The organism is Chryseomicrobium excrementi, assembly GCF_002798305.1.
GTDB classification, from domain to species: Bacteria; Bacillota; Bacilli; order Bacillales_A; family Planococcaceae; genus Chryseomicrobium; species Chryseomicrobium excrementi.
On the sequence record NZ_PCGR01000001.1, the window covers coordinates 798,803 to 824,777 of the forward strand.

The window sequence follows — 25,975 nt, forward strand, 5'->3', positions numbered from 1 at the left end:
GATTACCGAATGCCTAATGCAATTTTCGCATAACGAGACATGTGATCGCGTGACCAAGGTGGATTAAAGGTAATATTGACCTCTGTCTCCTTCACTTCAGGCAACTGCCCAAGAGCAGTTTTGACTTGATCTACAATCAGCGGCCCCATTGGGCACCCGATAGATGTCAACGTCATCGTGACTGTCGCTAATCCTTCGTCGCTAAGGTCTACATCGTACACAAGACCAAGGTTGACAATATCAATACCAAGCTCCGGGTCAATGACCTCTTCTAGCGCGCTCATCATGCTATCTTTCATATCTTGATCCATCGTGTTTCCCACCTTTCCGTTAGTTGTAGTGTACCAAATCATGCACCCAATTGCCACTATCCCTTCCCTTTGACGCTATACTACGATAGGAGTAAACTAGAGAGTATGGGAGAGGTGAAAGAATGGAAAAACATTTAATCGTATTAGACCTGGATGGAACACTTTTAACGGATGAGAAAGTAATTTCCCCTCGCACAAAAGAGACTTTGCTAAAAGCCAAACAAGCAGGTCATGAAGTGATGATTGCTACTGGTCGTCCTTACCGCGCTACGGGAATGTATTATAAAGAGCTCGGATTGACAACTCCTATTGTCAATTTTAACGGGGCCTTTGTTCACCATCCTTTTTCAAAAAGCTGGACTACCATTCATGAACCGATTCAACTTGGTGTTGTTAAAGAAGTCGTAGATGCAGTTGAAGAGTTTGAAATTAAGAATTTGTTAGCAGAAGTATTAGATGAAGTGTATTTGCATTACCATGATGAAAAAATCATGGATGCCTTTGGATTTGGAGATCCAAACTTCACGACGGGTGACTTACGAAAATATTTAAAACATGATCCAACGAGTATGTTGATTCATGCAGAGGAGCATCATGTAGAATCTATACGCAAACACTTAGCTGAGGTCCATGCAGAAGTCATCGACCACCGCCGCTGGGGTGCACCGTGGCATGTCATTGAAATCGTTAAGAGTGGTTTAAACAAGGCAGTTGGTATCCAGCCAGTCGCCAAGTATTTAAATATACCACGCGAGCGCATCATAGCGTTTGGTGACGAAGACAATGACTTAGAGATGATCGATTACGCTGGAACTGGAGTAGCGATGGGAAATGCTATCGCACCACTTAAATCGATTGCTAATGAAATCATTGGAACAAATAATGAAGATGGAATCGGCATCTATTTAGAAGAACGATTGAATTTAAAACTACATGTATAGGAGGAACCCAATGAAGATTTACGCAGATAGTGCAACAGATTTACCCCTGTCGTTCTTCTCGGAAGAGGATGTGGAGTTGTTTCCACTCCGTGTACATATTGAAGAGAAAGACTTCGAGGACATGCTAGGCATCAATGCCAAAGAAGTTTACGATAAAATTCGCGGAGGCCATCAACCTAAGACTTCTCAGGTCTCTCCAGAGACATTTTTAAATGAATTTGAGAAACTTGCTAAAAATGGAGAGAAAGGGGTCTACGTTGCTTTTTCTTCAGAACTTTCAGGCACGTACAACACTGCTGTCATGATGCGCGATCAAGTGCAAGAAACGTACCCTGACTTTGATTTTGCTGTTGTTGACTCAAAAGCTGCTTCTTTAGGATACGGCATGTTAGTGAAAAAAGCAGTTGAACTTCGAAGTAAGGGAGTGTCAGTCTCCGAGGTAGCTAAAGGGGTTCAACAAGCCATCTCTCAAGTAGAACACTTCTTTACAGTTGAAGACTTAGATTATATGGCACGTGGTGGACGTGTATCGAAGACAAGTGCATTTGTTGGGGGACTCTTGAACATCAAGCCTGTTCTTCATGTAGAACACGGGAAATTAATCCCTATCGAAAAAGTCCGCGGTCGGAAAAAAGTCATTAAGCGTCTTGTGGAGCTAGTAGGTGAACACGGTGTGAACCTAGATAAACAGACGGTCTATATTTCGCATGGTGATGATGAACAAGCGGCTGAGGAATTAAAAACGTTGCTCACAGAGGCATATGGTGTGCAGCAGTTTGAGGTTCAAATGATTGGATCTGCTATCGGTGCCCATGTGGGACCTGGCGCATTGTCAGTATTCTTTTATAACACAGCGCAATAAAAAAAGGGAGTTTCTCAATAACGAGAAATTCCCTTTTGTCTCTTCTAATTGTGTGTAGGGGAAGCGTTCCGCGGGCTGAGCCAAAATCGAGTTGCGAACGCCAGAAATCCCCATCAAAACCAGTCACCCCTACCGAGGCAAAGAGCGCCTCAATTGGGGTGACTGGTTTTGATGAAATTTCTAGAGTGGCGTTCTTCACATCTTAGAAAAGGTCTCAGCTTCCGCTCTTAATCCCGCTAGAGTCACCCCTACACACTTATATTTTGTTGCTTTAAATTCAATTGTGCATCTAAATAGGTTTTGAACAAAACTCATATCTTGTCTTTAATCAGTACCTTTATTGTTGTTCTTGCAATTTCTTTTGTTTCCCTTTTCTCCATACCAAGTAAATAAAACCTAAGAACAATACATAGGCTACAATCATCGCAGCAATATAAGCTACATTTAAACCTTGATCTTCTTTCACGTGATACAGTTCTACAAGTTCACGGTCTACAGTCAGCTTATACTCTCCGTTCTCGTCTTGACGAACAATATCTCTGCCGAACAAGCCTCGAAGCTCTTTTCCTTCTCCTACTAATTCTTCTTTAACGTTAAATGCCTTGGTCTCACTTGAATTGTTGATGACAACGATGAATGTCTCATCTTCTGAAGAACGCTTGAACACCATATAGCCATCTTCACTGGTCAGGAGTTCGAAGTCTCCTTGTTGAAGCGCTGAAGATTGGTTTCGAATTGTTTGCAAATCTTCCGCAAACACCATGATATCTTCATCTACTCGGAAGTTCATGATTTGGTGACTCGTCTCTTTTGATGTACCGTTCATTGCAATCTCTGTGCCGTAAGTGACCACAGGAACGCCTGGAAGTGTCAAAAGAGCTCCAAGTGCGACCTTCACCCGAGTTGGAGGAAACATGTTTTCTTCTGTGCTAAAGTACGTGAATCGTTCAGATAGTAATGTATCTAATGCGAGTATATCGTCATTTGAAAATTCTAATAGAGCATCCACCGGTTGATCCACAGTTTTGAAGGCGTTTTGGAATGCTTCTACAGTCTGTTGTGTAAAAGATGCATCTAATTGTAAATCGGTATCTTCTAAGGCAATGACATCTAATTCATCCGTATTGATTTCTTCAATAAAAGGTTGAATCAACGATTCATCAGCTTGTGCAAGACCAGTCAATTTCACACCATCCACAGCATAGGTGTCTAAAAAAGATTTCATGTCATCTAAATCCTCTTGTCCTACACCAGCTAGTGGAAGATCTATCATGAGTTTCATGTCACGACTATGTAGCTCTTCTAGTAGTTGATTGAACTCTTCTTCCGTTCCAAAACGAGATTCAATCACTTCATAATTCGTGATGTCACTACCATCATAACGATTCGTCTCAAAGATTGGTCCTGTAGAAATATAAGTGAAGCCCATTTTTTGGATATGCTCGAGACGATCACTGATTCCTAAAAAATCGCCGCCAGCAAAGGCTGTTGAATCTTGTGTATTCACATCTTCATCATTTTGAGATGTTTGATTAAAATAGCGGTCTACTAATAAGTCGTATACAGATTCACCCTGCATGGAAGCAAGAGCAGGTGCTGGAATACTCCACAGCATTGTAAGCAGGAGTAAAAGGCCTATAGATTTTCTCAATTCAATTCCTCCCTATCTCATTTATTGTACCAAAGAAGGAACCCCATTCCTCTCTTACAATCTGAAGATTATGTGACTAAAAAAGCCGCCTGACCGCAGTCAGGCAGCTTGATTTTATGCTAAGAAGTTAATACCCATCGGTAATTTGAACCCTAAGAATAGAGCTACAAACAAGAATACAAGCATTAAAACAACAAACATTGTTGATGGTTTGCCTTTGCTCTTTTTCACAAGCGCCATTTCCATCATCCCGATGACAAGAATACCTGCTAAGAATTTAAAGCCGTATAGCATACCTTGGCCAAAATCCATGCCTTTGATGAATAAAGCAACTCCTGTCAAGATAATCAATAAGTAATCTACACGTAAAATCATGTGTACAATCTTTGTATTCTTTGCAGCTGCTGGCATCAAGTATGCAATAAAGAAAAGTGCAATTCCTAATACCCAAGTTGTGATGTGTAAGTGTGTTGATGCTAAAAAGTCCATGACGCGCCCCCTAAATTAATCAATATGAGTTACTAGAGTGCCAATGCCCTCTATTGAAACTTTTACTGTGTCACCTGATGTCAAGAATTTTGGTGGAGTGAATCCTTTTCCTACCCCTGCAGGAGTTCCCGTTAAGATAACATCTCCTGGCTCTAACTCAACGACCGCGCTGAGTTTTGAGATAATTTGTTCAATTGAATACACCATGTCGGATGTCTTTCCGTTTTGACGAATCTCATCGTTGACTTTTGTCACAACAGTCAATTCGTGAGGATTTGCAAGCTCATCTTTCGTCACAACGTAAGGTCCGAGTGGGCAAGAGCCTTCAAGGCTTTTTCCTAAGAAATATTGCTGATGATTTTTCTGAAGATCTCGAGCCGTGATATCATTACCAATCGTATAACCAAAGACAGCATCAAAAGCCATTCGTTCTGGAATGTTTTTTCCGCCTTTGCCGATCACAATTGCCAGTTCCCCTTCGTAGTCCAGTTGTTCTGTAGTCTGGCTATGAACAGAAACTGTTGCTTCATCACCGACAATTGCTGTTGGTGATTTAGTGAACACTACAAAATCAACAGCTTCTCCGCCCATTTCTTTAGCATGATCTGCATAATTCTTCCCAATTGCAAAGACGTTTTTCGGTGTACGTGGAATCGGGGATAACCATTCAATCTCTTCAAAAGCATGTTTAAATGTAGCGGCTTCCGGATGTCCTTCTGCTTGTTTCACTAATTTACGAAGCTGCTCAACAAAATCCATTCCTTTTGCAGCACCTTGCGCTAGTGATGTTGGAAAATCTGAAACTACTTGGAACGTATCATTAATTTTTTGTACATCCCAAACAGCCTCTTCTTTCTTCACTTTTGGGCCAAACTTTTCTTGCTGCTGATAGCGATACGACAATAGTTTCATATGACAGCTCCTTTTCCCTTTACTAACAGTCTATTATATTCAGTGGACAATTTCATCTATTTGTTCGTCGGATACGTCAGCTTTCTCCAAAGCCACTCTGCAGGACCTTGTTTGGCCTTTGATAACCAGAGCTCTGCAAAGATAACGCTAATCGCATAAATACCTAATGCAATGCCATAGCTTGCTTGAATATCAATTTTCCCATAGAAACCTAGACCGTAATTATAGAAAAACGTCGTAGCGATGAGAGACATTAATAAATAGATAGTGAGCGACATGCGTCCAGCAGAAACAAAAGGACGCCAACCAATAAACCGGGTTGTTCTTGAGGCTAGAGTTAGCAGTAGGAATCCGTACCCGATAGCTTGCAGGGGTCCTCCAAATGTATCTTGGATCATGCCCGTAACTAGATTCCCTTGTGTAAAATAGGGAATCCATTTCACTGTTGTACCAAGGAGTACAAAAATCACTCCGATTCCTAAAGAACGCATCGGATTTTTCCGAATGGTAGCAATCAGATTCCCTTTAGCCGCAGCTGCTCCAAACATCAGTAGTGGCAAAATTGAAAAGAGCATCCAAACTAAGAACAAGCCGCCTTGATTCATAAAATTCCAATCAGCCAATCGCTGCATAAAGATATCTGAAAAACTTCCTTGCCCGTATGCTGCAATGGATTGTTCAATTCCTTGCACATCCGTATATGCTGCCGTACTCTCAGGATCCAGACGTTGCACGAGTAAAAGAAGTAGCGTTATAGCACCGTTAGGTATCAGATAGAACAAGATTCCAAGTGTTAGCAACCACTTTGCTGACAGCCGCAATAAAAACAACAAGACAAAACCCGCAGCTGCGTATGTGATTAAAATATCGCCTGCCCATAACAGCAAGACATGTGCGATGCCAAAAGCCAAGAGGACGGCCATCCGTTTGATTCCGAATTTTAAGAACGCCCCCTCAAAACGCTGAAATTGAGTCGCTAACCCAAATCCAAACAGCATGGCGAACAACGGATAAAAACTTGCTTGGATAAAAATATCGAGAATCTGATATCCCGCTTTGTCAGCAGGAGCTGTGTACCAGTTGAATGGGTCAAAATAAATATAAGGTGAGTGAAAGAACAGCATATTTACGACTAAAATTCCGAGTAGCGCAATTCCTCGTAAACTGTCAATTTCAGAATACCTTTCTTTCATACCCACGGGTTGCATCTGCATCTTGTTAATTCCTCCTATACTGTAACTACCCTAGCAAATGAGACACTATAGATTCGTTTTGACTTCAAACGAATCCGAACGATCTCTTCAAGAGCTTGTCCATACATAGTCATCTGTACAGCATACCTTTCACGAAGTTCTTGATCGGCACGTTCGGGGTCGTCCCTAAATTCAAACAAAGCGTCTGTCTTAAAATCAATCAAATGCCAGTCCCCTTTACTATCTTCAAAAAATAAATCGACTACCCCCTGGATGATCTGGTGATCTCCGTCTTGATCTTTTTTTGCAAATGTAAATGGTTGCTCCCGGTAAACCTGTTTAGCTGTTTGAAGTTCATCGACTAAAGAGCTCTGCAAGAAAGCATGAATCGAAGCTACACGAACTAATTGTTTTTCTTCAACAGTTAAAATTTCCTCTGCTATCAGCCTATCTAAAAAGGCACCGATATCCAGTTCTTTTGTAAAAGGAAGATGCTGAAATACTGTATGATATACCGTTCCTCTCGAGGTGGCGGAAGGTTCTTTAGTCTCTTCAGAAAAGCGTGGAGACTCCCATGTCTCCTCTGTTGGCTGCAGTTCTACAGTCGAAAAGAAATCATCGTCTTGCTGACGGAACTGTTCGATTCGTTTCAATTCTGTCACCGTCTGTTTAGCCGTTTTCTTTGTTGTGGCTAGATAGGGGTACGTATAATCAAATTCTCGTTTCAAGTCATTCGACGATTCGTTGATAGTCGAACTAGCTGATTCTTGCTCAGTAGAGCGCTCAGCTGATTGCAGTCCCTCGTCTAATGAATGAAGTTCAAAAGTCCAGTTCCCAGGTAAGGGCTTCTGTACAGATGAATGGACACCAGTCACTTGTTGAAACTCAGGTAAGCGCATCCAGGCAGGACCTAACCAATCAAAATAGCTCATCGCTCCACTTCGTATGAAAGGAGGAACTGGCAGTGACTCCTCGACATAACCTACCGCTCCCCATTTCTGAACCGATTGGTCAAGAGATTTTGGCGTTAACGTCATGAAGAGCTTTTCCCTTGCTCGTGTCATCGCTACATATAAAATGCGCATCTCTTCTGCTTTTGCTTGAAGTTGCTTGCGCTCTTTTAGAGCGATAAACGGGAGCGATTGATAAGCGATACGAAGGTCCGGATCAATCGCTTTGACGGCAATCCCGAAATGTTGATCAAATAAGTAGTTTTCTTTAAAATCCATCATATTGAAGCTTCTTGCCATTCCAGGCAAAAAGACGAATGGAAATTCCAATCCTTTTGATGCATGTATGGTCATGATGCGGACCACATTTTCCCGGTCGCTAATTGCTTTTGCTTCACCCAAATCATCTCCACGACTCCGAATCCGTTCAATAAAACGTAAGAAACGGAAGACGCCACGGAAAGAGGATTTTTCAAACTGTTCTGCTTGCTCTAAAAACATGCGAAGATTTGACTGACGTTGCTGTCCAGCGGGCATTGAAGAAACTTGCTCAAGCAGATACGTATCTTGATAGACTGACCAAATCAAGCTGGCAAGCGGACCGGTCTGAGCTTTTGCTTGCCACGATTTTAGTAACACTAGAAAGTGCTGTACCTTTTCTTTTGCTGAAGCATCGAGTGTTGCTTGAGCGTGCGGGTTTTGAATCAGTTCATAAAAGGCACATTTTTTATCAAACGCTCGAAGCTTTGCAAGCTCTTCATCTGTCATCCCAATCATTGGAGAGCGCAAGACGGCAGCTAACGGAATGTCTTGGTAGGGATTATCAATGACCTTCAATATGTCCATCATCCACAACACTTCTAATGCATCATAGAATCCCGTCTTAGTTTCCACATATAAAGGAATTTTTCTCTTTTTGAACACCTCTATAAACTCAGGAGTCCAAGTCATAGAGCGCATGAGAATAACGATGTCGCGGTATTCTGCTGCTCGCGATTGTTGACTCCACGGATCGTAGACTTCGGCACTCGTTGCGATGAGGTGCTCAATCTTGTTTGCGATCCACTCTGCTTCGGCTCTCGCTTTTGAAAGTTCTTCCTCATCCTCGTGTTGTTTTTCAAGAATGTGTACTTCAATAGGATAGGCATTTGCATTGTAAGGAGCACCTTGTTTCAGTGACGCGTCGTCATCATACGCAATCTCACCTACATCTTTGCCCATGATCTGTTCAAACAAGTAGTTGATTCCTTGAAGGACTTCTCCCCGGCTTCGGAAGTTGGCATTTAAATCAATAGCCGTACCACGTGAGGTTGCTTTAAACCGTTCATATTTTCCGAGGAACAGCATGGGCTCTGCAAGGCGGAACCGGTAAATCGATTGTTTGACATCGCCTACCATGAACAGGTTTCCGTCTTGCTCTCCACCGCTCTTTACGAGTTGAATAATGCTCTCTTGCAACAAGTTGATGTCTTGGTACTCATCAACCAGAACCTCTTTAAATTTTCTACGGTAGCTTTGCGCGATTTCCGATGGACTTTTGTGGTCAGGGCCAACTAAAATCGAGTGAGCTTTATGCTCGAGGTCAGAAAAATCAAGTAAGCTGCGTGCCGCTTTTTTCTCTTCATAACGCTCTGAGAATGCATGAACACATTCTATTAACGTCTCCACAATCGGCTGCATCATTCGAATTTCTTCTAATAGTCGCTCTGGTCTCCGTGTAAAGTAATCCTCTTTAATAGCCAATAAATCTTGTTTGTATTGGTTTCGAATTGACTGTGCTTGTTCTTTTATTTCTTCATCATGGTCTCCGCGAACTGCCTTAGCTGTCGGCCACTTGAATTGACTAAAGAACTGGTACAACTCCTCCCAAGAGGCTTCGGACGCTTTCTCTTCTGCTACTTGAAGTAAGGCGTTATCCATAATAGCCGTGTCAACAAGAGAACCGAGACCTTCTGCAGAGGAGGCGAGTTGGTTCAACAATTGATTTTGAGCACGAGCAGTCTGCACGCGGTACAAGATGGCTTGTTTAATTCCTTGCGTATAAGGCAAGTCATCAACTGTAGTTCCTTCAGGCACTATGTAATGCTCACATATTCCAGAAAGCCATTCTTCTGGATCTGGATGCACTCGGGCATAAAGATACAACTGACGAATCAAATGTTCAAGTGCACTGTCTGAGCGGTCTGAAGAGAAAGAATCAGCCAGACGGTACATCCTGTCTTGGTTCAGTTCGTAGCCTTCTTCGATAATTTCTTCTAATGCATCTTCTTGGAGGAGTGCGGCTTCGTTTTCATTTGCTAAACGGAATCCCGGGTCAATATCAATCAAATATCCATACTGCCGAATCACTTGGAGGCAGAAAGAGTGCAATGTAGAAATGGTCGCTTTATTCAGTAAATGCAGCTGTTCGCGAAGATGTTTAGAATCCGGATTCTCAAGCAGTGCTTTTTCGAGCGCTTCAGCGAGACGATGCCTCATCTCAGCTGCCGCTGCATTGGTAAAGGTCACAACGAGCAGCTCATCTACATGGATGGGATTCTCCCCAGCCGTAATTTTCTCAATTAAACGCCGAATCAAGACAGCCGTTTTACCAGATCCTGCAGCTGCAGATACTAAAATATCCGAACCGTCTTCCCAAATTGCTTGCCACTGGGCGTCTGTCCATGTTTCATGCGCAGGTTTGAGTGGAATCATGTAGGCTCCACCTCCTGTGTAATTTTTTCTAATATATCAACTGGTTTCTCAGTTTTTAATTTTCGCACAGGTTGTCGTGGATCTTGTGGGTCAAACTGACAGATACTTCGGTAACTGCAGTAGTCGCAGGGCATCTTATCACGGTAGTTATAAGGGAGTACCCTTGTATCACCAGCAAGCATACCTCCTCCAGCCTGTCGATGGCGTTTTCTCACAAAATCGCCAGTGCGTTTCAAGTTATCTGGGGACAAAACTTTCGATGTAGCTCCGAAGGAACCATCTCGTTTGACATGTACGGGTACAATATCCGAATGCCCCGATAGATCTTGATCCATCGCTTCTAAAACATCAAGTTCTGTTGTAACAAGTCCGTCCATCTTAAATGACTTCAGTTCCAATTCTTCAAACTTCTGCTGTGACAGTTCTTCTGTAGTCTGATGAGTCGGTTCATGTAAATGGACATACAACATCCCCCCAGGCTCTGCCTCACCTTCAACCCAATGGTCTGCAAAATGTGTAGCTACATCTAAGTAAGTCAGCAGTTGCAAGGAAAGCCCGTGATAGACTTCATTTAAATCCAGCCCTTTTTTCGAAGACTTGTAGTCGATGATGCGTAAATAGTTACGGTCTTCAATCTTTGCGGCGTCAATTCGGTCTATACGGCCTCTAAGCTCCATCTTTCCACCTCGATTAAGTGGAATGGTAAGAGGTGGCAATTGTTCTCCAAGTCCAAAGCCTACTTCTATGGCGACCGGCTTGAAAAGAGAGCGTCCTGCGTGTTGGCGCAGCGCATTCATCGTAGACGCCACAATTCGAGTTAGCTTCTTCGAGATGTACTGGTAACGACTCGTACTCATCAACAACTGATGGAAAAAGCGTGGCACAATATGATCTATAGCGTTGGCCGCCAATTCGTATGATTGTTTGCGCGTCAACGAAGCCCATTCAATCTGGTGTTCGGTAGTATAATCAGAGATCCATTTGAGTGCCGCATGAAACAAGTCTCCCATTGCCGGGGCCTCTAGTTTATAGACCTCTCTCCCTTGCAGTTGCAACCCATAAGAGGCAAATTGCTTGTAAGGACAGCTGTAATAGGTCTCCACTCGTGAGATACTTCCTGAAATGACAGACGTATAGAGTTGTTCTGCGGTTTCTCTCGAAATTTTTTCGATTCCTGGTTGTTTTTGTAAAGGACGTTCAATCCTTTCCAATACAAAATTCCAGTAAGGACTTGTTCGCAAGTAGGCATCCACCTGACCCCAAAATGGAGATAAGGGCTGATTTAATTCCTGACTTGCATATCTTTTAAGTGCATATCCAGATAAGGCGCTTCTCGGGTGATTCACAAATCGAGGGGAATCGCCTTCAAAGTCTGCCTGGGACACTTGCTGTACCTCTGGATTCGTAAAGAGTTGCTGGAGGCGTTTTAAATAAGTTGATGGTAGTAGCGGTTTTCCGTCTAAACTTGCGAGTGCATAGCTAAATGACACATGATGACTGGCGGTTGTCAGCACTTTATAAAGCACGTAATTCTCTTCGAGTAAACGTTCTCTCGTGGTGGGAGCTAATTCCATCCCCGCGTCCTGAAGGAACTGTCTGTCTTCATCTGTGAGCAGTCCTTCGTGGTCGATGCGCTTTGGATAGTTCCCATCATTCACACCTAATACGAAGACCGCTTTAATACCAAGATAGCGAGCCGTATCTGCCTGACCTATGACGACCTGGTCGATAGCTGGTGGGATTTTTGAGAAGCATAGCTGATCCAGCCCTTCTTCTAAAATAGCTCCTACATCTTCTATACAAAGCTCCTGCCCACGAAACATGAGCTCGAACTGCTCTAGAACATGAATCCATTCCTTCCAAACTTGACGGTGTTCAACAGCCTCTTCATGAAGAGACTCAAGCTCTGCTTGCTGTTGCCAGGATGCGAGTTTTGCAGGAATTGCAGCTCGGTCCATAAAGTCAATCAGTGCTTGTGCATAGTCTCGTGCAGTTGAAGCCTGTTCAAGTTGTTCTCGCCACGGGTTCACAAGAGATAAAATCCAGTCCCTGGTCTCTTTCAAGTCTCTTTCTTTAGCAAGTTCTTCATCTGTTTGTGGTACTGGAACTGTTTCCATACCTCGTATCCGTTTCACACGCCAATAGCTATCTGTTGACCAGCGTTGCCCACGAATACCTCGTTCAAGAACAAAGTTCTCCAATCTGTAAATTCGATTTCTCCATTCAAGTGGTGATGCATCTACAGGGTAGAGCAAGCCTGTCTTGACAAGTCGAAACATAGATTCGTAACCTAAATTACTACGATGACTATCAAATAAAGCTTTCGTCACTTCTAAAAGAGGGTGATCGAGCATCGGTCTCTTCTCGTTACTAAAATACGGAATCTCTTGCTGAGAAAACGTTGTAGCCAACAGCTGCTCGTAAGTCTCCGCGTCTCTGTGAACTACCGCTATTTCTTGATAGCGGTATCCTTGCTGAATGAGGTTACGAATTTGACTAGCCACAAAATTCACTTCTACTCGAGGGTTCGTTGCCTCAATGAACTCTAGTCCGAATTGATTGTCTGATTTCAAAGGTCGCAACTGGTCAAAATAGTGTTCTGCATGTCGTGGACCTGGAGATTGCAGTCGCTTTTGCTCAATTAAATGGACGTCAGGCTCTACCGCTACCTGGTGCTGCTGTGCTACCTCCACAAGTTGTTGACGCGTCTTTGCTGCACTATAAAACAGTGATTGTGAATCAAATGCTTCCTGAGGATTGTCCATAGGAAGTGCAATGTGAACACGTTTCGCATGGCAGAGCAGTTGTTCTATAATGGCACGTTCAATCGGGGTAAATGCAGTGAACGAGTCGATGTATACTTCACTTCTTGCAATCAAGGATGAATGAGGGATAGCTTCAATCAACAAACGAAGATGCCCTTCCCCGTCCACATACTGTGTGCCTAACCGCTTTTCTAGTTCCATTGCAATCGTGTATAAATCTTTCGTTTTTTGTTGTAGAGGCACTGGTGCATTCTTCTGAACCAAAGTCTCAAGACTTGTTTGAAAAGCGTCTGGATTCACATTATAGCGACTCATCTCTTTTAAAAGCGTCTCCATCTGATCGGTGAATCCTTTTTTAGTTGCTGCTCTGTGGAACAAAATGAATTCGTCCTTCTGTTGTCTCAAAAGACTCCGAATTAACATTCGGTACCCAATACCATTGACTTCTTCTCTTGTAATCCCACCAGCTTCTTGGAGAACACGCCACGCAAGACGCTTAAATGTAGTAACTTGAGCACGAATTAACCCTGTCTGTCCTTTGTGTCGTGAAAGATGCCATTCTGAAGTAAATGACATTTGATCGGGCACCAAATAAAACAACGGATCGCCTAAAGGCTCCGAAGCTGTTCTATCCGCAATCTCATTCATCATGGTGGTAGTCTTTCCCGTTCCCGTTCTTCCTGTGATAAAACGCAGGCTCATCTCAAGTCCTCCCATCAAAAAAACCTTTGTTTCTATTGTAACAAAGAAACAAAGGTTCTAATAATGAATCCATGATAAATGAGTAAATGGGAAGTAGACCAACTTCACTTCTCCAACAATTTCTTTTGAAGAAAACGTTCCTAACTCACGACTATCTAAACTTTGATCGCGGTTGTCTCCCATGACAAAATAGGCATCCTCTTGTAAAGTGATAGTCATCTGCTCGAAACTCCATTCACGGTCTTGCAAGTAGGTCTCGTTCACTTTTTCACCATTGCGGTAGACACCATCTTCTTGAAACTGAAGGGTATCCCCTGGAATACCGATCACGCGTTTGACAATATCTTTTTCATTGTCTCGCTCTACTATCACCACATCTCCTGCTTCTACAGAAGAAAGTAGGCTTACCACAACTTGATCTTGCGAATGCAGTGTAGGAAGCATGGAATCTCCGTGAATATGATACGTAGTAAAAAGAGTAGTACGTATCAAAGCAATCACAGCAACTCCAATGATGAGTGCAAGAAACCATTCTTTCACTTCAGTTTTCCAATTTGTCACGATTCGCCTCACTCGCCCTCTGTCTTGCAATTTCTCGAAAATCAGCTTCAACTTTTTTATCTAACCTTTTCTCGAAGTACTTCCCTATAGCCCATAGCAGCGCGATAACTGCAGCCACAAGCGCCGTGCGTAAAGGTTGTGAGATAAGTGCTCGTATATCTGCTCCAATAAAACTAATGACAAAAATCATAATGAGCTTCCCAAGAATCAAAGCGGTCAAATATGTAGATTTTCGAATATTGGAAAGACCTGCGACGATATTGACTATGGCAGAAGGCGTAAATGGAAAGCAGAGCAATAAAAATAATGGCCCAAATCCATTTCTCTCTACCCAGTGAATGAGCCGAGAGATTCTTTGATGTTTTGTTAAAAAGTTAAGTATTCGTGCTCTCCCGTATTTTCTTATGATCAAAAATACTAAGTAGGAACCCAGTACGGATCCTGCCCATGATAAGACAAAGCCATATAGGAGTCCGTAGGCCGTAACGTTCGCTACAATGAAAACAACTAATGGTAAAAAAGGTAAGAATGCTTCGAGCATTGGTAATAAAATCCCGATGAGGGGGCCAAGTGTTCTATAACTGTACATAATTTCTTCAAGTGTTTCCATAGTAAATAGCTCTGTCATAGTCCGTGTCACCTTCTTTATTTTAGTATTGCCGATTGTAGTACTAACAAAACGTTAGTTTGAAAAAACGACCCTGTCGTTCAGACAGAGTCGTTTGATTTCGATTTGCTTTTTTGTGTCATACGAGTGGCGTACCAAAATCCGACCGTCATAGATGCCGCATCTAAAATGTAGTGGATCCACTCTCTCGTGTAACCTGCAATAACAGAAGCTGTGAAGAGAGCAATCGTAATTGCGAGCGCCACCCATCTATTAAACGTAACGCGAGTGAACAAAATTACGAGCAATGCTGGAACAAAGATAGCTAAGATCACTTCTGTAGCTTGGCTCAGATTGTTCATTGGACGGACCTTGCAATCATCAAACCAAGACGGTGATGGTCATGTCGGAAAATGACTTGTTGCTTTAAGCGAAGCTCGTTGTTGTGATCTAACACTTCTAAGCGACAATGCGCTGCATTAATCTGAATCGCTTCATACAATTCTTGCTCGTTTGAAACTCGTTGTCCGTTTACTTTAACAATTTTTTCACCGATTTCTAGTCCCATCTTGTCTGCAGGTGATCCTTTTAGAACTCCAGCAATTTGAATCCCTTCAGATACAGGAGCCACTGCGTAGTGGCCTGTATTTTGCACTCGGTAACTCTGAATATCTAGCACCAGACGACCGATAAAAGCTGCGACAAGGGCTACTAAACCAAACCAATATGTAACAATTCCTAGTACTGCAAGTACCGCTACCGAGCTACCTAAAATCAAGATATGCTTGGCACGCTGTGGAATCGCAAGAAACGGATAGACACTTTTTGAAAGCTGTTGAAATCCTGTCACGTATGGGAACGCTAAAACAGCGAAAGAGGTTTCACCAAATTGAACAAGTGGCCACCATCCTGCTATACCTGAAAACCACTCTCCTGGTACCAACAGAACTAACGGAAGCAACCAAAGACGTTTTATTTTATATTGGACTGCAGAGCCACCTCGTATTGTTTTAACAAGTTGAGGAGACACAATTTGGAGCCCTTGCCACTTCAAAAGCAAGCCTTCTGCAATTAGGAGAAGTCCTGTGAGAGCAGCAACGGGCCACACGACATTCCAAGAGAACTGAACGGCAGAAAGCGTGAATGGGCCGACCAAAATGCTATAAGACCATTGATCCACTAGCATCCAGATGAGAACACTGATAGATAAAATATAGGCTGCTGAAAGCAGTTGAAATTGAAAAAGTACTAATGCAAGAATAGCGACTAGTGAAACAATCAACAAAAACTCTTCGTAAAAGAGAATGCCTACTAGAGCGAGCACAAGTGATATCACTAAGCCAAAAAGCCAGGAATCTTTGAGGACGCTTGTAAACTCCGTCCACCCGAGTACTAGACGGGTTCTAAAATCTTTGCGCTCTCGCTTCACTCGGAAATAGCCGGTTGCGATTGCAGCAGCGAGCGTTAAAAAGAACAACGGATGTACGAAAAATTGTCCGACGTTCCATAATATCTCTAATAAACGTTGCTGATCCATAGTATCCCTCCCAGCGGTTACTTTCTATTTTAGCAAAGCAACTCAGAGAAAAGTATACTTTTATTGAGAATGTGAAAAGTAATCTAGTGCCAACCGAATCGCTTCATCATTTTCGGGATTTTTGGTATAGGTTTCATAGGCATCTCGTACTAGCATCAAGAAAGAAGCATCCACTTGCCCGGTCTCTGATAAATGATTTACTTTTTTGGAAGTGTTCAAGTAAAGTCGGGTGTTCTTTTGTAGACGGTTGTTGGTTTGTAGGATCGCAAGCAGTTAGAAATAGACTGATTAGAAGTAATACAGAAATGAATGAACGCAAAAAAATCCCCCTTCGTCGAATTATACGAAAGGAGATAGTAAACTATTCGAATTATGGTGTAGATGAAATCAACTGCTCCATCATCGCTTCGTCCATTGGTCCAACAATCTTATGTTGTACAGTCCCTTCAGAGGTTATGATGTAGCTCGTTGGGATAGTCAATGCCTGATAGGCCGTCCCCACTTCCCCTTCTTTATCTAACGGAATAGGAAATGTCAGTTCATAGTCTTCAATGAACTGTTGGATAGTTTCTACCCCATTATCCTTATCAGTCAAATTTACTGCCAAGACTTCCACTTCTTCTTTATTTGCATCGTAGAAATTTTGCATATGAGGCATCTCTGCTTTACATGGTGGACACCAGGTTGCCCAAAAATTCAATATGACTTTCTTTCCTTTATAATCACTCAATCGCACTTCTTCCCCATCTAGAGTGGTCAATGTAAAATCTGGAGGAAGGTCGCCTTTCTTTAACTCTGATCCGGCACTAGAGAGAAGATCCGTTCCTAGCTGCTCATTATTTAACGTATCCACAGAATCTGCATTCTGCTCAGCAAACGAATAAGTTGCAATTCCAATTAAGACAGCTAGGCCAAGTAGCGCTACCCATTTCTTCATGATGTCATTCCCACTTTCTTATTTCTAAAGACCTGATAACTATATAGTACTAGGAGTACGCTAAACATCCAAACAATATACGTTTGAAATACCCCTAGGGGTTGAAAAAAAGCTATAAAAAAAAGCAATCCAACAGGGAGTATGCGAACAGTAACTTTCTTCCATAATAGAACGAAAACTATCACTAGTGTAATAAGTGTCACCAATTCTATAAGTATTGGATTTGAATTAAGTACAACCATAAAAAAGAGATAATAACTTACACTATAAACTGCCATCAACTGGATAATAGATACGGATACTTTCACTCGAATCAAGCTAATCAAGGCACCAAGTGTCCCTATCACAACTCCTACGTACCCTCCATTGAAATATAAAAGACTAAAAGGCTCGTGAACCACTGCATAAAAGTCAGTTACAATCACGCTAAATTTCCATAGTAGTATGAAGGCAATAGCAGCATCAACAAAGTGACTTGCCACTTGTTTATTGAATTGGAGCAAAAGTGTCAAAGATGTCAAAATGAGTGCTAGTAATACAGCAACCCATGTAGATGGCATAGTCAAGGATACAATGACATACCAGTCTGTAATTTTCATTTAGATGCCTCACTTTCTGCTTCTATGCTAAAGAAAAAAGCAGTCCACGTAAAGTGAACTGCTTGATCATCACATTGGGATATAGCGTAATGGATTAACAGAGTTTGCTGCCATTCCGTTCCAGCTACCTACGTGCACTTCAAAATGTAAGTGAGGACCGGTCGAGTTTCCTGTATTTCCTAAAGCCCCGATTTGTTGCCCTTTGCTCACAGTTTGTCCAACAGATGCATTGATAGCACTCAAGTGCGCATATAATGTTGTAAATGTTTGACCATCAATATTGTGTGTGACCATGACTGCATTACCATACGTACTAAATGGTGCTGCATAGCTTACTACTCCAGCCGCTGCAGATACAACTGGTGTTCCAATGCTGTTTGCAAAGTCTACACCATAGTGCATTTTACCAGTTCCATAGATTGGGTGAACACGGTACCCATATCCGGAAGTCAATGTTCCGTTTACTGGTTTTGTCCAAGCCCCTGAAGAGACTGCTGGAGCTGACACTGTAGAGCTAGAACCACCAGAGCTTCCTGATCCGCCAGAGTTTTGCTGAGCTTTACGTGCAGCTTCTTCTTTGCGGCGTTGCTCTTCTGCTTGTTTACGAGCGATTTCAGCAATTCGTTTTTGTTCTGCTACGATTTTAGATTTTGTTTCTTCACTTAAGTTCGCGATTTCTTCATAATCAGTTTCCATAGCTTGTTGTTCAGTTTTTAGTTTGTTCTGCTCTGCTTCTAACTCATCTAACAGAGTGTTCATTTGAGCGCGCTGACCGTCTAATGATTTCTTTAAATCAACAAGTTCCGCTTTCCGGTTTTCTTGCTGCTGAAGCTTTTGCTCGACTAGCGCCTTCTCATCTTCAAGTTGTTTCTTATCATTTGCTTGGTCGCGTAAAATTTGACGATCCGCTTCCATTAGCGTGGTAACAGCTGAAAAGCGATCAATTAAATCAATGAATGACTCAGCGCCTAAAAATACACTTATGTAGTCAACAGATGAACCGTTCACTTGCGTAGCTCGAAGACGCTCTTTTAGAAGTTCATCTCGCTCTTCAATTTTAAGCTTTAGTTCTTCAATTGATTCTTTTAAATCGGCAATTTCTTTTTCAGTCGTTGCAATCTGAGCAAGAACTTCATCAATTTTCTTCTCAGTTGACACGATTTCGTCGCTTAGTTTCTTAACCTTACCTTCAATCGTCTCAATTTCAGAAGCCTTTTGTTGAATCTCTCCTTTTTTCTCTTTAATAGAAGAGTTCAAATCATTTTTCTGTTGTTCTAATTGTTGTTGTTGTTCTTTCAACTCATCGAGTGATGCGGCGGAAACCGTCCCACTCGTAAATAGTAGGGTTGCTGCAGTTAACCATGTTGCAATTTTCACTTTCCGTGACGTTGTGGACATGTGTTCATTTTCCCCTTTCTTTCACCAGTACGTTTCCTCTATACTTTTAAGAATTTTCGAACGGACATAAAACTTCCCCAAACTCCGATTACAATTCCCATTGCAAGTAACAATGCATTGATTTGCAGTAAGAATGGCATTGGTGTAAGTAAAGAATAAATACCCGTGGATGCAAGTTCTACATTGAATAAGTTAAATAGATTGTAGTATGCGATGGATACAAGTGTAATGGGTAGAATAGCACCCATGATTCCTAGCCACATCCCTTCAAAAATGAATGGGATTCGAATAAACCAGTTCGTCGCTCCTACAAGTTTCATAATTTCAATATCTCGTCGACGCGCTACGATAGTGATGCGAATTGTATTTGAAATCAGGAACATCGCTGTAAATAACAAACCAAGAATTAGTACGAGTCCAATATTTCGACTTACGTCTAAAACGGAGAACAATTTTTGCACTTGTGCTCTACCATCTTCAACGCGCTCGACACTATCAAGCTTAGCAATACGAGCAGCCACAGCAAGTGTTTCTTTAGGCGTTGCCGCTTTCACGTAAAAGGTATTGAACAACGGATTATCTTGTTCATAAAGTTGGAATTCTTGTCCCATGGTCTCGGCAAGTTTTACCAGCTCTTGTTCTTTTGAAGAATAAACGACTTCTTGAACACCTAAGGTAGTACTAATTTCTTCTTCTAAAGTAGCAAGCTGTTCTTCATCAGCAATCAGTTCCGCATAAACTTTTACTTCCACATTGTTTTCTAAGTCATCTGCCAGTTTGTTTAAGTTCATCATAATCGCTACAAAAACTCCAACAAGGAGCAATGTTACAGTTACGGCACTAACTGAGGCAAAGGTCATCCAGCCATTCCGGCCAATACTCCGGAAACTTTCTTTGACGTGACGTCCCATAGTTCTAAATTTCATAACCGTAGTCTCCTTCTGCTTCATCTCGGGCAATCATTCCGCCTTCAACTGCAATGACACGGTGTTTTAATGTGTTTACAATTTCCTTATTGTGGGTAGCCATTATAATGGTTGTTCCCCGAGAGTTGATTTCTTGGAAAATATTCATGATTTCCCATGAAGTATCTGGATCTAAGTTTCCTGTAGGTTCATCTGCAATAACGAGCTTGGGTCTATTTACAATGGAACGCGCAATCGAAATGCGCTGCTGCTCTCCACCGGATAGCTCCGTTGGGAACATGCGAGCTTTGTGTTTTAATCCTACGAGGTCTAGGACTTCCATCACTCGTTTGCGAATCACTTTTGGACTTTCTTCTATTACTTCAAGTGCAAATGCAACATTTTCATACACATTCATCCTCGGAAGAAGTTTAAAGTCTTGGAAAACGACTCCGATTTGACGTCTTAGTAAAGGAACTTTCTTAGCTTTAATTTTTGCTAAGTTCATTCCATTAATAATGATATCACCGCTTGTTGGTTTTTCTTCTCGGTACATCATTTTAATAAATGTAGATTTTCCCGCGCCACTTGGTCCAACTACATATACAAATTCACCTTGTTTAATGTCCACTGTGATCCCGTTCGCTGCCACGATTCCATTCGGATACTTCTTGTAGACATCTTTCATTTGAATCATATATCTAACCACCTATTTTGTATACTTCGTTTTAGCGCAACAAATCCATTATAACACCTCTCGAAATTTTGTATGTTACAGGTATATTTCAATTTTAATAAGGAAAAAGAGCACACCCGTTTGGATGTGCTCTACTTCAAAGTACATATTTATTTCTTTTCTGCTAACCAGGCCGCTACCGCTTCAGCTTCTTCTCCTTGAAGAAGTCCTCCTGGCATTGCTCCACGACCTTCCAAGATAACTGTCAAAATTTCATCTTCGCTTAGTCGTGATCCAACATCATTTAGTGCTGGGAAGTTCCCCTGACCTTCTAAATTTGTGCCATGACAGCTAATGCATTTTTGATTTGCGATTGCCTCTGCATCAATACTTGCCGATTCTCCAGAGTCTGTTGGCGCCTCAGGTTCCGCACTATCTCCACCACAAGCAGCTAGGAATAACATAGATGTAATTGATAAACCGAATAGCAGTTTTTTCATTGGGCACACTCCTTTGTCTTCTATATCTTTAGTATACCAAACTTAGTACCGCTTAAAACCCTCACCTAATACTTCATAAGCATCTGAAACAATGACAAAAGCATGAGGATCCACTGCTTTGACTACCTGTTTCAATTTTGTGAACTCTGTCTGATACACAACTACCATTAAAATGGGACGCGGTTCTTCTGTATACCCACCGATCCCCGTCATCTTTGTCACGCCACGATTGACTTGTTGATAGATGGCTTCTTTCATAGCTTGTTCTTGAGAAGTGATGATATGCACCATTTTCGACTGACTAAAGCCAAGCTGGATGATATCGATCGTTTTTGTTGTAGTAAATAAACCAATTAAAGCGTAAAGTGCCTGCTCAATATTGAATACGAGAGCGGCTGACAAGACGATTAAACCATCTATCATCAAGACACTTGTTCCTAGAGAAAGTCCTGTAAACTTTGTGATGATCTGGGCTGCCAAGTCCGTGCCACCGGTTGAAGCATTTCCTCTGAACACCAATCCCAAGCCTGTCCCTACAGCAATCCCCCCAAATAAAGCTCCTAAAAGAGGATTGGAAGACCAAGGCTCCCAACTTGCTGTTGCCAATACAACAGCAGGCAATGTAATCGTTCCAACGAAAGATTTAATTCCAAAGTTTTTTCCTAATATCAAGACTCCGGCAATAAAAAGCGGAATATTAAATGCGTACTGTACAATCCCAGGTTGCCACCCTAACAATGAGTAAAGGATGGTACTGATTCCACTTACGCCACCAGAAGCTATCTCGTTTGGTAAAAGGAATACGTTGAATCCAATCGCTACAATTGCAGCTCCAATAATTATAAATGTATAGTCCCGAATTTCTCGGACTATAGGGGTCTCTTCTTTTCTTACTCGTCGTTTTTTCATGTTTCGTACCTCGTTATCAGTCTTTTGTTTCTGCGTCCCCTTAGGAAAATTGACCAAGATCTTACGCACGTTTCTAGTCGCAATGTATGCATAAAAAAATCCACTATGGTTGAGTATACCATAGTGGATTTGAATGCTGTTATTGGATTTTTGAGCGAAGATACGCATGAATGAAATTGTCGAGTTCTCCATCGACCACCGCATGCACATTTCCACTTTCTTCATTCGTACGGTGATCTTTCACCATAGAATACGGGTGGAACACATACGAACGGATCTGAGAGCCCCATCCGATTTCTTTTTGTTCTCCACGAATAGCTGCGAGCTCTGCCTCTTGCTCTTCAATACGTAGTTGATAGAGCTTAGATTTTAACATCTTCATGGCATGCTCACGGTTCTTGATCTGAGAGCGCTCTGTTTGACACGTCACTACGGTATTTGTAGGTAAGTGAGTAATTCGAACAGCGGAGTCAGTAGTATTGATATGCTGACCACCCGCACCACTAGCACGGTACGTATCAATTTTCAGGTCTTCTGTACGAATATCAATTTCAATCTCTTCATTGAATTCGGGCATTACGTCAACAGAAACGAACGACGTATGACGACGTCCTGATGAATCAAAAGGTGAGATCCGTACCAGACGGTGCACACCTTTCTCGGCTTTCAAGTAACCGTATGCATTATGCCCTTTAATAAGTAGAGTTACCGATTTGATACCGGCTTCATCTCCTGGAAGGTAATCCAGTGTCTCCACTTTAAATCCTCTTTTGTCTGCCCAGCGCTGATACATGCGAAGAAGCATAGAACCCCAGTCTTGAGACTCCGTGCCTCCCGCCCCTGGATGAAGTTCCAAGATGGCATTGTTTTTATCGTATTCTTCACTAAGAAGCATTTGAAGTTCAAAGTTTTCAAGTGCTCTGCGGTGGTCAGCTAAAGCACTTTCCAACTCGGCATGCAATTCTTCATCTGGCTCTTCCTTTAACAGTTCTACTGTCATCTCCAGATTCTCTTGTTCGTCTTCTAACTTTTTATATTGTTCGACGACAGCCTTTAAGCCATTCAATTCATTGATAGTCTTTTGTGCACCTTGTGCATCGTCCCAAAAATCAGGGAAGGTCATGAGCTCATCAAGTTCTTGAATTCGTGCCTCTTTGTTTTCTAAGTCAAAGAGACCCCCTAAAGTCTTGGATTTTCTGCGCAGAACGGTCTAGTTCTGCACGTGTTGCTGATAATTCGATCATGTGAGTTCCTCCACTAATTAGCTGACTGCCCCGTGACAGTTCTTGTATTTCTTGCCGCTGCCGCAAGGACAAGGTTCATTACGTCCTACTTCAGCGTCTTTTTTCATTGGTTGTTTTTTAACAGGCTTGCCATCTTCTTTCGGATTGACAGCTTGCCCTTTCGCCACTTCTTCACGCTCAAGGTTCTGCTGAATTTCAGCTTTCATCGCATATTTTGCCACATCTTCTGAAATAGAGGCTACCATCGCTTCAAACATCGCGAACCCTTCGTTTTGGTATTCGCGTAAAGGATCATTTTGACCATAAGCACGTAAGTGAATCCCTTGACGCAATTGGTCCATAGCGTCGATGTGGTCGATCCACTTAGTATCAATTGAACGAAGTAAGATAACTTTCTCAAACTCTCGCATACGCTCTGCAGTGAACCGTTCTTCTTTTGCATCGTATTCTGCAAGAACTGCTTGTTTCAGTTCCTCACGGATTTCTTCACGATCTTTGCCTTCAAAGTCCAGTGTTCTTTCAGTATCTTCAGGTAAAAGCGTGGCATTCACATAATCCGTCATAGCTTTTAAGTTCCACTCAGATTTTTGCTCAGAAGTAGTATGAACATCTACAGTGCGATCTACGACTTCTTGAATCATCGTCTCTACTAAGGCACGCATGTTGTCAGTATCTAACACTTCATTACGCTCTTTGTAGATGATTTCACGTTGTTGGCGAAGAACATCGTCGTATTGAAGCAAACGTTTCCGCGCGTCGAAGTTGTTTCCTTCTACACGTTTTTGAGCAGATTCTACAGCCCGAGATACCATTTTCGATTGAATCGGCTGTGTATCATCTAGACCTAAACGTGTCATCATAGATTTCATGTTGTCTGAACCGAAGCGTTTCATCAGTTCATCCTCTAAAGAAAGATAGAACTGAGTCACACCTGGATCTCCTTGACGACCGGAACGTCCACGTAACTGATTGTCAATACGGCGAGATTCATGGCGCTCTGTACCGATAACAGCTAAGCCACCTAATTCTAAAACACCTTCGCCCAACTTGATATCTGTACCACGACCAGCCATGTTAGTGGCAATGGTAACTGCTCCTTTTTTCCCAGCATCAGCAATGATTTCCGCTTCACTTTCGTGGTTTTTTGCATTCAATACATTGTGAGGGATTTTATGTTTTGTTAATAACGCTGAAATAATTTCAGATGTTTCAATAGCTACAGTACCAATTAAAACTGGCTGACCTTTGCGGTGTTTTTCTGCAATGTCAGCTGCCGCTGCTTCAAACTTCCCTTTCATCGATGCATAAATTAAGTCCGGACGATCATCTCGAGCAATCGGTTTGTTGGTCGGAATTACAATAACGTCCATATTGTAAATGTTACGGAATTCTTCTTCTTCCGTTTTAGCTGTACCCGTCATACCAGATAGCTTTTCATACATACGGAAGTAGTTCTGGAATGTAATTGTAGCCATTGTCATTGATTCGTTTTGTACTTCTAAACCTTCTTTAGCTTCAATCGCTTGGTGCAAGCCGTCAGAATAACGACGTCCTTTCATCAAACGACCTGTGAAAGAGTCAACGATGACGACTTCTTCATCTTGAACGACATAGTCTACATCTTTGTGCATGGAGACGTGCGCTTTTAGCGATTGGTTGACTGCATGATTTAATCGAACATGAGTCAAGTCAAACAAGTTGTCGATGTTGAAAGATTTCTCAATCTTCTCAACACCAGTATCCGTTAAGACTACCCCTTTAGTTGACTCATCATAGCTGTAGTCTTCTTCATCGCGAAGCAAACGAACTACGGCATTGGCTTGTTTGTATAGAAGCGCCGCTTTAGAAGCTTGCCCTGAGATAATCAGTGGAGTACGTGCTTCATCAATTAAGATAGAATCCACTTCATCGATAACTGCATAGTGAAGTGGTCTTTGAACTTTTTCTTCTTTATAAAGGACCATGTTGTCTCGTAAATAATCAAATCCTAGCTCATTGTTAGTCGAATAAGTAATGTCACAGAGGTAGGCTTCACGCTTTTCTGCTTTTGTTAGAGCATTCGTATTCAATCCGACAGTCAACCCTAAAAATGTATAAAGTTTACCCATTTGAGCCGCATCACGACTTGCCAAGTATTCATTGACTGTGACTACGTGAACGCCTTTACTTGTTAACGCGTTCAAGTACACGGACATCGTAGAGGTTAAGGTTTTCCCTTCCCCTGTCTTCATCTCGGATATATTTCCTTCGTGAAGTGCAGCTGCCCCCATGATCTGAACACGATATGGATACTCGCCAAGAACACGTTTAGCAGCTTCACGAACCACTGCAAAAGCTTCAGGTAGTAATTGATCTAAAGTTTCACCAGTTGTATAGCGTTCTTTGAATTCCGTTGTTTTTGCTGTCAGTTGGTCATCACTAAGTGATTCCATTTGAGAAGCAAGAGCTTCAACAGAATCTGCAATTTTCTCAAGTTTTTTGATTTCTCGTTTATTTGGATCAAACACTTTATTTAATACACCTAACATGAAGGTCACTTCCTATTTCAGACTTATCTTTCATTTTACCACTGAATCAAAACCGACTTCAAGCGAACGCGTTGAAAAGACCAAAAGAAAAGCCCCTGCAACAG

Annotated in this window: 23 protein-coding genes; 2 read left to right on the top strand and 21 right to left on the bottom strand. The window is 42.1% G+C overall.

The window, feature by feature from the left end; translation table 11 throughout:
• Positions 1 to 2 precede the first annotated feature (2 nt).
• Complete coding sequence (locus CQS04_RS04030) at positions 3 to 311, bottom strand: metal-sulfur cluster assembly factor (RefSeq protein WP_094941480.1); 309 nt, start codon at positions 309 to 311, stop codon at positions 3 to 5.
• A gap of 122 nt (positions 312 to 433) precedes the next feature.
• On the opposite strand from CQS04_RS04030, the gene CQS04_RS04035 reads away from it, so the two are divergent.
• Complete coding sequence (locus tag CQS04_RS04035) at positions 434 to 1,252, top strand: Cof-type HAD-IIB family hydrolase (protein ID WP_100352885.1); 819 nt, start codon at positions 434 to 436, stop codon at positions 1,250 to 1,252.
• Positions 1,253 to 1,262: 10 nt separating this feature from the next.
• Entirely contained in the window at positions 1,263 to 2,114 is an 852-nt protein-coding gene (locus CQS04_RS04040) for a DegV family protein (RefSeq protein ID WP_100352886.1), read from the top strand.
• Positions 2,115 to 2,451: 337 nt separating this feature from the next.
• Here CQS04_RS04040 and CQS04_RS04045 read toward each other — a convergent pair whose 3' ends face one another.
• The 20 genes from CQS04_RS04045 to secA form a co-directional block, all read right to left on the bottom strand.
• Positions 2,452 to 3,765: an alpha-amylase family glycosyl hydrolase gene (locus tag CQS04_RS04045; RefSeq protein ID WP_100352887.1), complete on the bottom strand. Its 1,314-nt coding sequence runs from the start codon at positions 3,763 to 3,765 to the stop codon at positions 2,452 to 2,454.
• Positions 3,766 to 3,879: 114 nt separating this feature from the next.
• Positions 3,880 to 4,254 (bottom strand): YisL family protein, encoded by a 375-nt coding sequence (locus CQS04_RS04050; RefSeq protein WP_100352888.1) that lies wholly within the window; start codon positions 4,252 to 4,254, stop codon positions 3,880 to 3,882.
• 15 nt (positions 4,255 to 4,269) lie between these two features.
• On the bottom strand, positions 4,270 to 5,166 hold the full coding sequence (locus CQS04_RS04055; protein WP_100352889.1) for a fumarylacetoacetate hydrolase family protein: 897 nt from the start codon (positions 5,164 to 5,166) through the stop codon (positions 4,270 to 4,272).
• 56 nt (positions 5,167 to 5,222) lie between these two features.
• A complete protein-coding gene (locus CQS04_RS04060) occupies positions 5,223 to 6,380 on the bottom strand; it encodes a DUF418 domain-containing protein (protein ID WP_100352890.1) in 1,158 nt (385 codons plus the stop codon).
• Positions 6,381 to 6,394: 14 nt separating this feature from the next.
• Positions 6,395 to 10,003, bottom strand: coding sequence for a helicase-exonuclease AddAB subunit AddA (addA, locus tag CQS04_RS04065; RefSeq protein ID WP_100352891.1), 3,609 nt, complete (start codon positions 10,001 to 10,003; stop codon positions 6,395 to 6,397).
• Positions 10,000 to 13,470: a helicase-exonuclease AddAB subunit AddB gene (gene addB, locus CQS04_RS04070; protein ID WP_165775449.1), complete on the bottom strand. Its 3,471-nt coding sequence runs from the start codon at positions 13,468 to 13,470 to the stop codon at positions 10,000 to 10,002. The genes addA and addB overlap by 4 nt, the downstream gene beginning before the upstream one ends.
• A 57-nt stretch (positions 13,471 to 13,527) precedes the next feature.
• Positions 13,528 to 14,031 carry a signal peptidase I gene (gene lepB / locus CQS04_RS04075; RefSeq protein WP_165775450.1) on the bottom strand — a complete coding sequence of 168 codons (504 nt, stop codon included), beginning with the start codon at positions 14,029 to 14,031 and terminating at the stop codon, positions 13,528 to 13,530.
• Complete coding sequence (locus CQS04_RS04080) at positions 14,012 to 14,659, bottom strand: TVP38/TMEM64 family protein (RefSeq protein WP_245858744.1); 648 nt, start codon at positions 14,657 to 14,659, stop codon at positions 14,012 to 14,014. Before CQS04_RS04080 ends, lepB begins: the two co-directional genes overlap by 20 nt.
• 80 nt (positions 14,660 to 14,739) lie before the next feature.
• Positions 14,740 to 15,000, bottom strand: a complete 261-nt coding sequence (locus CQS04_RS04085) for a CsbA family protein (RefSeq protein WP_100352894.1) — start codon at positions 14,998 to 15,000, stop codon at positions 14,740 to 14,742.
• A complete protein-coding gene (locus CQS04_RS04090) occupies positions 14,997 to 16,175 on the bottom strand; it encodes a PDZ domain-containing protein (protein WP_100352895.1) in 1,179 nt (392 codons plus the stop codon). The genes CQS04_RS04085 and CQS04_RS04090 overlap by 4 nt, the downstream gene beginning before the upstream one ends.
• A gap of 60 nt (positions 16,176 to 16,235) precedes the next feature.
• Positions 16,236 to 16,394, bottom strand: coding sequence for a hypothetical protein (locus CQS04_RS13715; RefSeq protein ID WP_165775451.1), 159 nt, complete (start codon positions 16,392 to 16,394; stop codon positions 16,236 to 16,238).
• A gap of 151 nt (positions 16,395 to 16,545) precedes the next feature.
• Positions 16,546 to 17,112 (bottom strand): redoxin domain-containing protein, encoded by a 567-nt coding sequence (locus CQS04_RS04095; RefSeq protein WP_341476717.1) that lies wholly within the window; start codon positions 17,110 to 17,112, stop codon positions 16,546 to 16,548.
• Positions 17,109 to 17,711, bottom strand: coding sequence for a hypothetical protein (locus tag CQS04_RS04100; RefSeq protein ID WP_100352896.1), 603 nt, complete (start codon positions 17,709 to 17,711; stop codon positions 17,109 to 17,111). Before CQS04_RS04100 ends, CQS04_RS04095 begins: the two co-directional genes overlap by 4 nt.
• A 69-nt stretch (positions 17,712 to 17,780) precedes the next feature.
• Positions 17,781 to 19,109, bottom strand: a complete 1,329-nt coding sequence (locus CQS04_RS04105; protein WP_094941466.1) for a murein hydrolase activator EnvC family protein — start codon at positions 19,107 to 19,109, stop codon at positions 17,781 to 17,783.
• Positions 19,110 to 19,147: 38 nt separating this feature from the next.
• Positions 19,148 to 20,035, bottom strand: coding sequence for a permease-like cell division protein FtsX (gene ftsX, locus CQS04_RS04110; protein WP_100352897.1), 888 nt, complete (start codon positions 20,033 to 20,035; stop codon positions 19,148 to 19,150).
• Entirely contained in the window at positions 20,025 to 20,711 is a 687-nt protein-coding gene (ftsE, locus tag CQS04_RS04115) for a cell division ATP-binding protein FtsE (RefSeq protein WP_100352898.1), read from the bottom strand. The genes ftsX and ftsE overlap by 11 nt, the downstream gene beginning before the upstream one ends.
• Before the next feature lie 149 nt (positions 20,712 to 20,860).
• The gene (gene cccB / locus CQS04_RS04120) at positions 20,861 to 21,190 is read right to left on the bottom strand and encodes a cytochrome c551 (protein WP_100352899.1); all 330 of its coding nucleotides are present in this window, start codon (positions 21,188 to 21,190) and stop codon (positions 20,861 to 20,863) included.
• A 42-nt stretch (positions 21,191 to 21,232) separates the two neighbouring features.
• A complete protein-coding gene (locus CQS04_RS04125) occupies positions 21,233 to 22,099 on the bottom strand; it encodes a YitT family protein (RefSeq protein WP_100352900.1) in 867 nt (288 codons plus the stop codon).
• 139 nt (positions 22,100 to 22,238) lie between these two features.
• Positions 22,239 to 23,340 (bottom strand): peptide chain release factor 2 gene (prfB, locus tag CQS04_RS04130; protein ID WP_100353004.1). Its coding sequence is split into 2 segments (ribosomal slippage): positions 22,239 to 23,267 and positions 23,269 to 23,340, totalling 1,101 coding nucleotides; the frame shifts between segments, so codons are not numbered across the junction.
• A gap of 20 nt (positions 23,341 to 23,360) precedes the next feature.
• Entirely contained in the window at positions 23,361 to 25,871 is a 2,511-nt protein-coding gene (gene secA / locus CQS04_RS04135) for a preprotein translocase subunit SecA (RefSeq protein ID WP_100352901.1), read from the bottom strand.
• Between the last annotated feature and the right edge of the window lie 104 nt (positions 25,872 to 25,975).

Bases quoted from the DNA above. Each gene is read 5' to 3' on its own strand.
- CQS04_RS04080 (WP_245858744.1), bottom strand. From the start codon at position 14,659: ATGACAGAGCTATTTACTATGGAAACACTTGAAGAAATTATGTACAGT.
- CQS04_RS04030 (WP_094941480.1), bottom strand. From the start codon at position 311: ATGGATCAAGATATGAAAGATAGCATGATGAGCGCGCTAGAAGAGGTC.
- addB (WP_165775449.1), bottom strand. From the start codon at position 13,470: ATGAGCCTGCGTTTTATCACAGGAAGAACGGGAACGGGAAAGACTACC.
- CQS04_RS04060 (WP_100352890.1), bottom strand. From the start codon at position 6,380: ATGCAGATGCAACCCGTGGGTATGAAAGAAAGGTATTCTGAAATTGAC.
- ftsX (WP_100352897.1), bottom strand. From the start codon at position 20,035: ATGAAATTTAGAACTATGGGACGTCACGTCAAAGAAAGTTTCCGGAGT.
- ftsE (WP_100352898.1), bottom strand. From the start codon at position 20,711: ATGATTCAAATGAAAGATGTCTACAAGAAGTATCCGAATGGAATCGTG.
- CQS04_RS04105 (WP_094941466.1), bottom strand. From the start codon at position 19,109: ATGTCCACAACGTCACGGAAAGTGAAAATTGCAACATGGTTAACTGCA.
- CQS04_RS04040 (WP_100352886.1), top strand. From the start codon at position 1,263: ATGAAGATTTACGCAGATAGTGCAACAGATTTACCCCTGTCGTTCTTC.
- addA (WP_100352891.1), bottom strand. From the start codon at position 10,003: ATGATTCCACTCAAACCTGCGCATGAAACATGGACAGACGCCCAGTGG.
- CQS04_RS04125 (WP_100352900.1), bottom strand. From the start codon at position 22,099: ATGAAAAAACGACGAGTAAGAAAAGAAGAGACCCCTATAGTCCGAGAA.
- CQS04_RS04095 (WP_341476717.1), bottom strand. From the start codon at position 17,112: ATGAAGAAATGGGTAGCGCTACTTGGCCTAGCTGTCTTAATTGGAATT.
- CQS04_RS04050 (WP_100352888.1), bottom strand. From the start codon at position 4,254: ATGGACTTTTTAGCATCAACACACTTACACATCACAACTTGGGTATTA.
- CQS04_RS04100 (WP_100352896.1), bottom strand. From the start codon at position 17,711: ATGAAAATTACAGACTGGTATGTCATTGTATCCTTGACTATGCCATCT.
- CQS04_RS04035 (WP_100352885.1), top strand. From the start codon at position 434: ATGGAAAAACATTTAATCGTATTAGACCTGGATGGAACACTTTTAACG.
- CQS04_RS04085 (WP_100352894.1), bottom strand. From the start codon at position 15,000: ATGAACAATCTGAGCCAAGCTACAGAAGTGATCTTAGCTATCTTTGTT.
- secA (WP_100352901.1), bottom strand. From the start codon at position 25,871: ATGTTAGGTGTATTAAATAAAGTGTTTGATCCAAATAAACGAGAAATC.
- CQS04_RS04090 (WP_100352895.1), bottom strand. From the start codon at position 16,175: ATGGATCAGCAACGTTTATTAGAGATATTATGGAACGTCGGACAATTT.
- cccB (WP_100352899.1), bottom strand. From the start codon at position 21,190: ATGAAAAAACTGCTATTCGGTTTATCAATTACATCTATGTTATTCCTA.
- CQS04_RS04055 (WP_100352889.1), bottom strand. From the start codon at position 5,166: ATGAAACTATTGTCGTATCGCTATCAGCAGCAAGAAAAGTTTGGCCCA.